We start from the raw sequence: 12,461 nt of genomic DNA, 5'->3' as shown, positions 1-12,461 counted from the left end.
ACACCCGGTGATGAAACGGCGCCAGTATCTCGCGGCGGTCGGCGGCGCGGCGGGGCTCGGGCTGTCGGGCTGTATCGCCAGCCCCGGGAGTTCCGGCTCCGACGACGGAACGCTCACGGTCGCCACCTACGACTCGTTCCTTGAGCCGCAGGGCGAACTCGACGCGCCCGGCGCGTGGATCAAAGACCGATTCGAGAGCGACCACAACGACGTTGAGATCGAGTGGAAAACCCCCGATAGCGGGCTGAACCACTACGTCCAGCGCTACCAGCAGGGCGTCGAGTTCGACGCCGACGTCTACCTCGGCGTGAACGTCGACGACCTCATCCGGGCCGACGAGACGCTGGACGACTCGCTGTTTCAGGATCTCGACCGCGGTAGCGTCGGGAACGCCGACAGCGTCAAGTCGGAGCTAGAGTTCGATCCCCAAGGTCGCTTGCTGCCCTACGACACCGGCTACATCAGCATGGTGTACGACGAGGGCGCGATCGACGAGCCGACGACGTTCGACCAGTTGACCGAGCCGGCCTACGAGGGGACGCTGCTGGCCCAGAACGCCCAGCAGAGCGACCCCGGGCAAGCGTTCTTGCTGTGGACGATCGACCAGTACGGCGAGGACGGCTACCTCGACTACTGGCGAGCCCTGCAGGACAACGACGTGCAGATCCTCGGGACGTGGTCGGACAGTTACAGCGCCTACCTCGAGGGCGAGCGGCCGCTGATTGCCTCCTACTCGACCGATCAGGTGTTCGCCAACCGCGACGGCCTAGACATGTCGCGCCACCAGCTCGGCTTCCTCGAAGATCAAGGCTATGCCAACCCCGAGGGGATGGGCGTGTTCGCCGACTCCGAGCAGTCCGAGCTGGCGCAGGACTTTTTCGACTTCGTGCTCTCGCCGGAAGCACAGGGCCAGATCGCGACGCTGAACGTCCAGTTCCCCGCGACCACGGACGCCGATCTGAACGAGGAGTTCGACCAGTACGCCCACGAACCGCCGGAAACCGTCTTCTACGGCTACGAGGACCTGCAGGGGAACCTCGACGGCTGGGTCGAGGACTGGGCGCGAGAGATCGCGGGATAGCATGGCGAGCGGAGGGGACGACGCCGAAGCGAGTGCGGGGACGCAGGACGCGCTGTCGGCTGCAGTTCGACGAACGCGACAGTGGCTGGAACGGCGCACGCTCGGACTGGCCACCGGCGTCGCGGTCGCCGTGCTCGCGGTCGTGTTCGTCGTCCCAGCCGCGGTCGTGTTCGCCGAGGCGGTACTCGTCGACGGCGCCCTCTCCGCGGCGCCGATCCGCGGCGTCCTGACCGACCCGTTCTACGTCGGCGCCCTCGCGGAGGTGTTCGCCCGCCCGCTCGCGGTCGGCGAGCACCTGCGCGGGCTCGCGGGCTGGGCCGAGCGGGGCTTTCCCGTCCCGACGTTCGGGCTGATCGGGTTCACCGCCTACCAGGCGCTGCTCTCGACGGTCGCCAGCGTCGCGCTCGGGCTGCCGGGCGCGTACGTGCTCGCGCGCTTCGAGTTCCCCGGTCGCGACTTGCTGCGCTCGCTGACGATCCTGCCCTTCGTGCTCCCCGGAATCATGGTCGCGGTCGGCTTCTTCGCGATGTTCAGCGCCGACGGGCCGTTCAACCAGCTGCTGGGACTCGTCGGACTCGGCCCGGTCGACATCCTGTTCTCGCTGGAAGTGATCGTGCTCGCCCACGCGTTCTACAACGCGCCGCTAGTCGCCCGACTCGCGACGGCGGCCTGGGAGAGCGTCGACACCCGGACCGTCGAGACCGCCCGAAGCCTCGGCGCGAGCCGGCGCCGTGCGTTCCTCGACGTGATCGTACCCCAGATCGCGCCGGCGGTGCTGGCCGGCGCCGTGCTGACGTTCGTGTTCACGTTCCGGACCTTTCCGATCGTGCTCGCGCTCGGCGGGCTGGACCTGGCGACCGTCGAGGTGTGGATCTACAGCCGGATCCGCCAGCTCGATCTGGCGGGCGCCGCGGCGCTGGCCGTCGTCGAGACGGCGCTGTCGGTCGCGGTGCTGGCGATCTACCTGCGGTTCGAGTCGCGTCGCTACGGCACCGGTCGGACGCCGGACCCGAGCGAGCGGACGCCGCTGGTTCCCTCGCTGCGCGCGCTCGCACGACCGAGCAGGCTCGCGATTCTCGCGTACGGCCTCGTCGTCGCCGTCGTGTTCGTCGGGCCGATCGCGAGCATGGTCATCGAGAGCGTCACCGGCGCGAACGGGCTGACGCTGCGCCACTACGCGTTTCTGCTCGACCGGCAGGCCGAGGGGGCCTCGTTCCAGGTGAAGCCGTGGCCCGCGGTGCGCAACTCGCTGCTCTTCGCGGGCGCGACGCTCGCGGTCGCCGTGCCGACCGGCGTCGTCGTCGCGGTGCGGCGCGTCCGCGGCGGGCGCGGCGGCCTCGTGCTCGACGCGCTGGCGACGGCGCCGCTGGCGGTCAGCGGCATCGTGCTCGGCGTCGGCCTGTTACGAGGGCTCGTCTTCGGCGTCCCGCTGCCCGGCGGGTTTCGGCTGCGGGTCACCGGCGTCGTCGCGATCGTCGCCGCCCACGCCGCCGCGGCGTACCCCTTCGTCGTGCGCAACGCCGCGCCGGCGATCGGCGGCGTCGACCGATCGCTCGTCGAGTCCGCCCGCTCGCTCGGCGCCTCGCGAGCGCGGGCGCTGCTCGACGTGGAACTCCCGCTCGCGATCACGGGCGTCGTCGCCGGCGCCGCCTTCGCCGCGGCGATCAGCATCGGCGAGTTCAACTCGACGGTGATCCTCGCTGAGGGCGGCGACTCCTACACGATGCCGGTCGCCGTCGAGCGCTATCTGGGCGACCGGACGCTCGGCCCCGCGACCGCGATGGGCACGGTGCTGCTCGCGGTGACCAGCGCCAGCTTCGTGGTGATCGAGCGCGTCGGCGGAGGCGGGTACCGATGAGCGACCTCGAACTGCGCGGCGTGACGAAAGCCTACGGCGGGGCGACGGCGCTCGACGGCGTCGATCTCCGGATCGAGGACGGCGAGTTCTTCACGCTCGTCGGCCCTTCGGGCTGTGGCAAGACGACGACGCTGCGAACGATCGCCGGCTTCGAGGCGCCCGACGAGGGCGACGTGTTGATCGACGGCGAGTCGACCGCCGACGTCCGGCCGGAGGACCGCGACGTCGGTATCGTCTTCCAGAACTACGCGCTGTTTCCCCACATGAGCGTCGCCGAGAACGTCGCCTACGGGCTGCGCTTCCGAGATCCGCCGAGCGGCGAGACGACGGACGAACGCGTCGCCGACCTGCTCTCGCTGGTCGATCTGGAGGGATTCGCGGACCGCGATCCCGACGAGCTCTCGGGCGGCCAGCGCCAGCGCGTCGCGCTGGCCCGCGCGCTGGCGCCCGGCCCCGACTTGCTCCTGCTCGACGAGCCGATGAGCGCACTGGACGCTCAACTACGCAAGCGACTGCGCCGCCAGATCCAGGAGATCCAATCGAATCTCGGCGTCACGACCGTCTACGTCACCCACGACCAGTCGGAGGCGCTGGCGATCAGCGACCGGCTGGCGGTGATGAACCGCGGACGCGTCGAGCAGGTCGGGACGCCGCGCGACGTGTACCGGCGTCCGGCGACGCGGTTCGTCGCGGAGTTTCTCGGCGACAACAACGTGTTCGCGGGGCCGGTGAGTGTGGTCGAAAACGGACGCTCGACGCTCGACGTCGACGGCGTCGACCTCCGGATCCCTCGCGTCGACGCCGAGCGCGCGACGGTTTGCGTTCGACCGGAGGCCGTCCGGCTGCTCGACGACAGGGACGGCGAGAGCGGCGCCGACTACGCGGACGTAGCGGCGAACCGGTTGCGGGCCGACGTCGTCACCACGGAGTTTCTCGGCGGCGCCGTCCGCGCCGGGCTACGGTGGCGCGGTCGGGAACTGGTCGCCCGCTTCGAGGACGTGCCCGACGCCGAAACGGTAACCGTCACGTTCGACCGGACCGACGTGCACGTGGTCTCGACCGACGGAGCGACCGAGAAAGTCGAGTCGTAGTATCGGTTCGATCTCCAGTTGAAACGAAGGGGTTAGAACTGCGGGGCGTTCGATCGGCCGTTGCCCTACAGTGGTGTATTGATCGATATAATGTCGTCGGTTTCCGTCCCGATTACGCCACTGTTCGTCACCGCAGATACGGACTACACGAAATGGAACGTATAATAGAAACTAGTAGTTTGTGAAACTATAAAACCCATATCATATAACTAACTATCGAAATAGCCCATCAGAAAACGTTATTTGACTGTTTGAAGCATTCTATCGACAAAATATCGAGTCTATCCCATATCAGGTAGATAGAGCCACGAGATAAAAATATAGGACAATATTATTGCCATTCTCAGTACAAAAAGAGCGTGTTTCTAACTGTCTGTTCGTGCTTTTTCCAGAAATCGTGGAAATAAACTATATTGTTATATTCTGCTATTCGGTGATTGTCATTGAGACATACATAATTTTCACAATACCCATAGACGAGCGTTCTGTTAGAGAATGAGAGTTTAATTACACACATACCTCTGTAATTCCCTGCGGGTGCGGCGTTCCCTACGACCGGGCCTGAGTCGGCAACTACTGGCGTGGCGATCGCGCCGAGTTACCCAACGGGACACCGACGTCTACAGAAGCAGACCCGAGATAGAACGAAAGTGAACGATATCGAGAGCGTCACAGACCACTGGCCAGTGTAGATAAGATATCTGTCTGTTAGAGCACTACATGAGAGTATTTTGGTGATTCGGAAGCCTCCACGTCGTCTCATTTATAAATACCACGGCAGAAATTATGAACGTACAACTTTCTTATCTATCACCGTCGGTGCCGCCCTGCGGGCGACCGACGGATGACCGTTCCCGAAGACTGTCGGAAACGGGGCGCACGACCGACGAGGGGGAACCGCAGAGAAGTTCGACGGACCGCAGTCGGCCGTTCGGGCGTGGAAGCGATCGGTACGGTGGACGAGAGTCGATAGGTGCCGAAGATTTTATCAGGCCGACATTTGAAGAGGAATTGCTTCAGCAGATCGACGCTGGCGTACGGCCCAGTGCCCAGACGGCCAGCGAGACAGCCCGCGGCCCGTGCGTCGGCGTTCGAGCGTCGAGGCGGGATCGCCAACCAGACAGACGAATGCGAGCAACGAGAAAGATGCCGATCACACGAAAACCGGAGGGAAAGAACCGATGACGCGCACAGATGGCGATGACGACGGACAGCGTTCGACCGGCAGCTTTGCGGCGATACGACGGCGACTTGCGGCGATCGTCGTGCCGGACGTGATCAAACGACGGTACGCGGCGAAGTTCGTCGTTTCGATACTGGCGGTCGTTCTGGTGATCGCCGCCGTCGGCGCCGTCGGCTACGTGCAGGCCGGCGAGATCGTCGAGCGCGACGCACAGAACTCGCTGAATTCGTCCGCGACGATGCAAGCCGACGCGCTCGGCGAATGGGCCGAGGGAATGCGCGTACAGACGCTATCGGTCGCTCGATCGGAGTCGGTGAGCGGCGACGGCGGGGAGCGGTTGAACAGTCAGCTGGTGACGGAGCGCCAGCGGTTGTCGACGGACGTACGAGCGATTCACTACGTCGGCCTCGAATCCGAGACGGTGCTCGCGAGCACGTACGCTCCTCTCAACGGCAGTTCCCTCGACGACGTCGACGAGCCCTGGGCGGAGACGGCGGCCGTTCAGGGTATCCGCGGCGACGAGATCCGCACGTCGGACGCGTATCAGCCGTCTAATCTGGAGGACAAAGTGATGGCGTTCACTGCGGCAGTGCCCGGCGAGGACGCCGTCATCGTACTCGTCGGGACGATCGAGTACAGGGTGAGTTCGCTGCACCAGCCGGAGGCCGGGCATTCGACGATCATCCTCGATACGGGCGGGAACGTCGTGCTCGGCGACGAGAAAGGCGCCGTCAAATCGTTCGGCGACCGGCGGGAACGAGAACTGCTGGCCGCTGTCGGCGAGACGGGAGCGGTCGAGCAGGAACGGCGCGACGGGCTCGTGCTGTCGTACGCTCCCGTCGAAGGGACCGATTGGGTGGCCGTGACCGCTGCCTCGACCGAGCAGGCGTTCGCGGTGCGCGACGCGATCGGTCGCTACGTCGCGGCGATCGCCATCGTCAGTCTCGTCGCGCTCGGCGCCGTCGCGATCGTGCTCGGGCGACAGACGGTGCCGCCGCTGGCGCGGTTGCGCGAGCAAGCCGAACGGATGGAAGACGGCGATCTGGCGGTGAACCTGGAGACGCATCGGGAGGACGAGATCGGCCGACTCTTCGTCGCGTTCGCGAACATGCGCGACGCCTTGCGCGAACAGATCAGCGAAGCCCAGCAGGCCCGTGAGGCGGCCGAAGCCGCTCGCGCCGAGACCGAGCGGATGAACGAACACCTCGAGGCCAAGGCGGCCGAGTACCGAACTGTCATGGACGAGGCCGCCGAGGGGGATCTAACAGTCCGTATGGATCCCGAAAGCGAGAACGAGGCGATGAGCCGGATCGGCCGCACGTTCAACGAGATGCTCGGCGAGTTGGAGGTGACGACCGATCGGCTGAAAACGTTCGCCGGCGAGGTCGCGACGGCGTCCGAGCAGGTGACCGCCTCCAGCGAGGAGGTCCGCTCGGCCAGCGAACAGGTGACCGAGTCGATTCAAGAGATTTCCGACGGCGCCGAGCGCCAGAACGACTCGCTCCAAGCCGTCTCCGACGAAATGGACGGCCTCTCGACGACGACCGAACAGATCGCCGCCTCCTCGAACGAGGTCGCCGACATCGCCCAGCGGACCGCCCGGACGGGTCGGGACGGCCGCGAGGCCGCCCAGCGGGCGATCGAGGGAATGAACTCGATCGAGGCCGAAAGCGAGGAGGCCGTCGCAGAGATCGAACAGCTTCAGGAGGAGGTCGCCCAGATCGACGAGCTACTGGAGTTCATCACCGAAGTCGCCGAGCAGACCAACATGCTCGCGCTCAACGCCAACATCGAAGCCTCCCGCTCGAACAGCGGCGACTCGGGCGACGGGTTCGCCGTCGTCGCCGAGGAGGTCAAGGAGCTGGCCGCCGACACCAAAGACGCCGCCGAAGACATCGAAGACAGGCTCGAGGGCGTCAAGAACCAGACTGACGCCGCGGCCCAAGAGGTTCGCAAAACGTCGACCGAGATCGCGACCCAGACCGACGCGGTACGTGAGTCCGCCGACGCGCTCGAAGAGATCGCGGGCTACGCAGACGAGACCAACACCGGCGTTCAGGAGATCAGCGCGGCCACCCAGCAACAGGCCGCCTCGACTCAGGAGGTCGTCGCGATGGTCGACGAGGCCGCCACGATCAGCGAGGAGACCACCGCCGAAGCCGAGAACGTCGCCGCCGCCGCCGAGGAACAGACCACCGCACTCACCGAGGTCTCCCGGTCGGCCTCGGACTTGGCCACTCAGGCGTCCCAGCTCTCTGAGGCGCTCGACCGCTTCGACACCGACGCGTCGAGCGGGCGCAGCAGCGAACGTCCGCCCGCCGAGTCGATCCCGGCGAGCGATGCGGACGAGAGCGACGCAGCACGGACGCCGCCCTCCGGCGACGAGAGCGACGCCGATCGCGGCTTCGACGACGGGGACGACTCGGCGTCCGAAGTCGAACCGACGGTCGACGACGCGGCGGACGGGACGGGCGCCGAAGGCGCACCGGTCGACGACGGCTCGGGGGACGAGATGTTCAGGTTCGTCGGATCGGAAGCGGGATCGGACGCCACGGAGGACGAGTAGATCGACCGGCGGTCAACTCCGGACGGGTATCGCCGCCGAGTTCGCGGCGGATGCGGATCGACGATATCGGAAGACGTATGTTAAATATGGGTAACAGTGCGCACGTCGGGCGAGAGCGACCGATCTCGGTGGGGCCATCGTCGAAGAGGATCGAGCTAACCCACCGACGGCGCCGTGCCGATCGGTCCGATCGTCCGGCCCGAAGACGGACGCGACGGCTTCGGAGGCGTTCCGTACCTCACTTTGCAAAAGACTGATTAGTTGTTGTTCCAGTTGTGAGGCATGGACAGGGACCCACTCGGGAGCGCGCTACAGGACGCCGGGTTGACGTCGTATCAGGCCGACGCGTACATCACGCTACTCGAACAGGGGATGACGCCGGCGGTAGATATCGCAAAGCAGTGTTCCGTTCCAGTCTCCCAGATCTACGACGTGCTCCGCGCTCTCGAGCGAATGGATTACATCGAAACGGTCGACCAGGACAAGCTTCACGCTCGGCCCAAAGAGCCGATCAGCGTCCTCAGAGAACTGCGCTCCCGGGGAGAGCGAATGAACGAGGCCGCGGACGCGATCGAGAATCGCTGGCAGCGACCGGCGGTGAGCGACCACAAAGTCAGCGTCGTCAAACACGAGGAGACGGTCGTCGATCGGGCGCGGGACCTGATACGAGACGCGGAGAGCTTCATCGAACTGTCCGCGACCGTCGACCAGTTCCGGAGCCTGACGAACGCCCTGGAGGACGCGCACGAGCGCGGCGTCGTGACGAAGGTCGCGGTGTTCGGGGGCGATCTGGACGAACGGCTGGCCGATATCGATCTCGAAGGGACGGTGACGGAGATTCGCGCCTGCCGGATCCCCGGGCCGTTCCTGCTCATCGCCGACCGCACCCGGACGTGTTTCACGCCGAACGACTGGGCGAACAGGCCGTTCGGCGTCCTGATAGACGACTACATCCTCTCGTTTATTTTTCACTGGTACTTCCAGACGGGCGTCTGGGCGCTCTGGGAAACGGTGTACGAGGACGACGAACCGCCGTACGTGTACATGACCCTCGAGGAGTTCGTCCGGGACGTCGCGCCCCTGTGGAAGGACGGTGCGACCGTTCTGGTAACGATCGACGGGTCGTGGGTCAGCACGAACGAACCCTGCGAGATCACCGGAGCCGTCACGCAGATCGACTATCCGAGCGTCTACCGGTCCGAGGGACGCCCGTCGTTCGAGGAACTGGCCGGATTCCTCCAGTTGGAGATCGCAGCCGGCGGAGAGCTGTACGCCGTCGGCGGGTGGGGTGCGGTGTACGAGGATATCGAAGCCGTCCGGATCGTCCTCGAAGACATCCGGTTCGAGGACCCGACGAGTGCGGGCGGCGTCGACGCCGACGCTCGGGACGGCGCCAGCGGTTCGAACGTCGACGACGAACCGTCGGAGATGAGCGGTGCGTCGAAACACGATTGACCGTCGGTGGATCTCGTCCTCGGGTCGTTCCCGCGAGAGATCGAGAACCGGTAGCGCCGTCGCTCACCTGGTCGCCATCGCACCCGGATCCACGACCAGTTCCGTCCCGTCGGAGAACGTCACCGTGCGGCGTTCGTCGCCGGTGTTGTACGCGACGTAGGTCAGTTCACCCTCGTTTTCGAAGGCGGCCGCGAGCGCGTGATCGGCGGTGATCGACTGCTCCGGGCTGCCGAGGGCACGCAGTGTGCTGATCCAGTGGTACGTGTGAGCGCGCGAATCGCCGAACTCGACCTGATACTCCTCGCCGCGCGCCTCGAAGCGAGCCGCTGCGTCCGCCGGATCGGAAAACGCCCGGTACTTCCAGATCTGGTCGGGCCAGTACGAGAACGCCGCTCCCTCGCCGGCGTCCGCCAGCCGCCCGAACGTTCGGTCGGCGTACGCCTCGTCGTGGCCGAGGTAGAGCGAATGGCCGCCGATCGGCAGCCAGTTGATCCCGTAGATCGCCTCCGGATTATCGGTCCACCACGTGGTGAAGTGATAGCCGTTCCCCCACACCATCGGTGCGTACTCGTGGGACCAGCCTTCGAGTTCCGGGAGGTTCTCGTCGTCGACGTCGAACCAGTACTCGCGGGCGGCGATCACTTCCTGGGTGTACAGGAACGCCCCCAGATCGCGTAGTTCGTCGTCGTCGGTGTACTCACCCCACTCCAGGAGGGCAGCGTACGCGTTGATCGCTTCGGAGCTCGACTCCTGGTTGTTGCCGGCTGCGAAGCCGCCGGAATCGCCGCCGGCCCACGAGTGCCCCTCGTAGGGGTCGAAGGTTCGGAGGAACGGGAACATGTCGTCGTCTCGATCCGGGCAGGCAAAGTCCCGGACGAGCAGGTCGACCATCCCGCCCCAGGCGGATTCCGCAGCCCAATTCGGATCGTTCCGCGCGATCGTCGCGGCCGCACCGACGAAGTAGCCGTAGTGGAAGTGGTGATCGTTCAGGTTCTCGGTCGCGCCGAAGCCGGCCGGATAGCCGATCACCGTCCCCCAGGTGTCGTTGTAGTAGAACACCCGGGCGTTTGCCGGAGTTCCGCTTCCGTCTTCAGCGCTGAACCACGCCTCAAGGTCCGACCGCAGCGCGTCGAGGAACTCGTCGGCCGCGTCGGCTGCGCCGGCGTGACGAGCGAGGGGAACGAGTTCGGCGGCCCGATTGTAGTTTTTGCCCCGCCAGTAGACGCCGTTCCCCTCGGGGTGGGCGCGGACGATCTGCTTGTCGGCCTCCGCCCGAACGTACGACCGGAGGCGGTCCCGGTCGAACCCGCCGACGTCGGGGAGGTACGGCAAAAGCCCGGGGAACGGCTGCGCGATCGAAACGGAGTCGGCGACGATCGTCTCCATCCGGCCTCGCGGCGACGGGTACGCGTGTCCGAGACGATCCGCGTCGGTGTACTTGTGCTGGTGCGGGTACAGTCCGGCGACTGTCTTCGAAACGTCGCCCTCCCTGGATTCGGTGTCGAACGAATACGTCGTCCTGACCTCGCCCGCCGAGCGGTCGTACTCCCAGTCGACCGTCGTGTCGACGACGTGAGCGTGGGCGTGCTCGGCGAACGTCTCGAGCGCAGACTCCCATGACGCCGAGGGCGGGAGAGCGGCGACGGAGAGATAGCCGCCGTCACCGAGATCGTTCGTGAGCGTGTCGGTGCCGACGCCCGACCAGCTCGCCCCGGACGGAGCGAACAGCCCGTAGCGTGTCCCGTCGACCGTCACGCCGAGTGTCGCCCCGTGGTCGGCCCAGACGTCGGGTGCAGTGTCGAACGATAGCGTCGCTGGACCGCCGTCCACCTCCGCGAAGACGTACGGCGACCCCTTGACGAGCGTGACGTCGGCCGTCACGCTCTCGTCTCGCAGGGCGAACGACACCGACCAGTCGCCCCAGTCGGTCACGAGGGTCTCGTCGAACTGCGCGCCTTCGACGCCGAGAGTCATCTCGAAGGCGGGTGGGAAGCGAGCGAATTCCGGGCCCGCGGGCCCCTCGTCGGTCAGTTCCCACTCGTCCGGTCGACCGATTCGCAACCCGGCCGGTTCCGGGTCGGTGACGATCGGATGGCTCCACAGCGTCTCGCCGAACTGCGACCAGACGAGCGTGCTCCACCAGTCGTTCGTCGGGATCGGATCGTCGCTGCGCTCGTTCGCGACGTACACCTCCGAGGGCGGTTCTTGCTTCGATTTCGGTCTCGTCGTCCGATAGCTTCCCTCGCCGACCGCGACGACATCGTCGGCTCCCGAACCTGCTGGAGATTCGTCGTTCTCTCCGGGCGATGTCTCGTTCTCGTCGGGCGACTCGTCACTGTCGGACGAACAACCGGCGAGCGCAATACTCGAAGCGACCGTACTCGACGCCAGAAGCTGGCGGCGACTCCACTGTCGGTTCACAATTATTCCGATCCGTCACGGATTGATAATTCTTCGGGTCGTGATATCGACACGGCTCGGCCGGCAGATCCGGACCCGCGAAACGCGGACGAATCCTCTCCGCCGTCGTCGAGGAGCGCCGGAGAGGAGACGCACGGAAGATTTATCATGACAAAGTGCCACGTTACGCGTGGATTGCCGAGCAGCAGCGACTCGAGAGCCGTCACCGGTTCGTTGCGATCTATTGGCAATCCTCTCATGATCGTAGTACGCGGCGTCACGCCGCGGGCGGGTGGGAACCCGCCGTTCGTCTCGACGCCGGGGGCGCTCGCCCGAATTCCGATAGCGGTTCCGAGAGCGGCTCCGGCGGACCTGCGAGCGCCGCAAACGTGCGTTACCGGCGTCCGCGTCGATCCGTCTGACCGGTACATCTAAGTACCAGTATACGATCAATTCGCTCGATGACCAACACGTACTCGGATCGCTTCTGGAACACGATCTGTGAGTACCGCTCCGCCGTCGTCCTGCTCCTGGGAATCGAAGCCGTATTGCTGGTGCTCCTGTTGCTCGCGCTGTGGCTGCAGCCCGACGAAGCCGGGACGAGAACCGTCCTCGTCGCCGATTTCGTCCTCGTCGGCGGCGGCTTTCTCGGCGCGGCGTACGCGCTGCATCGCTGTCAACGGCGCCGCGGCTCCGCGTGATCGATCGCGCGAGGTCGACGGCGGCTCGTGACGGCATCGCGGTACCGGAGATCGACACCGAGAACCTGCGGCTGATCGGGTCGGTCGAGAAGCCGTGACGAACGACGAACTGGCGGGAGGCCCGCC

At 65.8% G+C, this 12,461-nt stretch carries 7 protein-coding genes; 6 read left to right on the top strand and 1 reads right to left on the bottom strand.

All coding sequences use genetic code 11. The features are described 5' to 3' along the window. The first annotated feature begins 10 nt into the window (after positions 1-10). The 5 genes from NO931_RS13895 (at position 11) to NO931_RS13875 (ending at position 9,234) form a co-directional block, all read left to right on the top strand. On the top strand, positions 11-1,081 hold the full coding sequence (locus NO931_RS13895) for a thiamine ABC transporter substrate-binding protein (RefSeq protein ID WP_256392949.1): 1,071 nt from the start codon (positions 11-13) through the stop codon (positions 1,079-1,081). A 1-nt stretch (position 1,082) separates the two neighbouring features. After that, on the top strand, positions 1,083-2,939 hold the full coding sequence (locus NO931_RS13890) for an ABC transporter permease (protein ID WP_256392948.1): 1,857 nt from the start codon (positions 1,083-1,085) through the stop codon (positions 2,937-2,939). Then, a complete protein-coding gene (locus NO931_RS13885; RefSeq protein ID WP_256392947.1) occupies positions 2,936-4,030 on the top strand; it encodes an ABC transporter ATP-binding protein in 1,095 nt (364 codons plus the stop codon). The genes NO931_RS13890 and NO931_RS13885 overlap by 4 nt, the downstream gene beginning before the upstream one ends. A 1,181-nt stretch (positions 4,031-5,211) precedes the next feature. Beyond that, positions 5,212-7,779 (top strand): methyl-accepting chemotaxis protein, encoded by a 2,568-nt coding sequence (locus tag NO931_RS13880; protein WP_256392946.1) that lies wholly within the window; start codon positions 5,212-5,214, stop codon positions 7,777-7,779. Positions 7,780-8,061: 282 nt separating this feature from the next. Next, positions 8,062-9,234 carry a TrmB family transcriptional regulator gene (locus NO931_RS13875; protein WP_256392945.1) on the top strand — a complete coding sequence of 391 codons (1,173 nt, stop codon included), beginning with the start codon at positions 8,062-8,064 and terminating at the stop codon, positions 9,232-9,234. A 63-nt stretch (positions 9,235-9,297) separates the two neighbouring features. On the opposite strand, the gene NO931_RS13870 is transcribed toward NO931_RS13875, so the two are convergent. Next, complete coding sequence (locus tag NO931_RS13870; RefSeq protein WP_256392944.1) at positions 9,298-11,655, bottom strand: glycosyl hydrolase; 2,358 nt, start codon at positions 11,653-11,655, stop codon at positions 9,298-9,300. A 440-nt stretch (positions 11,656-12,095) separates the two neighbouring features. On the opposite strand from NO931_RS13870, the gene NO931_RS13865 reads away from it, so the two are divergent. After that, a complete protein-coding gene (locus NO931_RS13865) occupies positions 12,096-12,335 on the top strand; it encodes a hypothetical protein (RefSeq protein WP_256392943.1) in 240 nt (79 codons plus the stop codon). Positions 12,336-12,461 lie beyond the last annotated feature (126 nt).

Source organism: Natronoarchaeum rubrum (assembly GCF_024494695.1).
Note: the sequence above shows the minus strand (reverse complement) of the source record. Positions and strands in the feature narration are given on the sequence as shown.

Excerpts from the sequence above, each read along its gene's own strand:
- NO931_RS13895 (WP_256392949.1), top strand. The coding sequence starts at position 11 with ATGAAACGGCGCCAGTATCTCGCGGCGGTCGGCGGCGCGGCGGGGCTC.
- NO931_RS13890 (WP_256392948.1), top strand. The coding sequence starts at position 1,083 with ATGGCGAGCGGAGGGGACGACGCCGAAGCGAGTGCGGGGACGCAGGAC.
- NO931_RS13885 (WP_256392947.1), top strand. The coding sequence starts at position 2,936 with ATGAGCGACCTCGAACTGCGCGGCGTGACGAAAGCCTACGGCGGGGCG.
- NO931_RS13880 (WP_256392946.1), top strand. The coding sequence starts at position 5,212 with ATGACGCGCACAGATGGCGATGACGACGGACAGCGTTCGACCGGCAGC.
- NO931_RS13875 (WP_256392945.1), top strand. The coding sequence starts at position 8,062 with ATGGACAGGGACCCACTCGGGAGCGCGCTACAGGACGCCGGGTTGACG.
- NO931_RS13865 (WP_256392943.1), top strand. The coding sequence starts at position 12,096 with ATGACCAACACGTACTCGGATCGCTTCTGGAACACGATCTGTGAGTAC.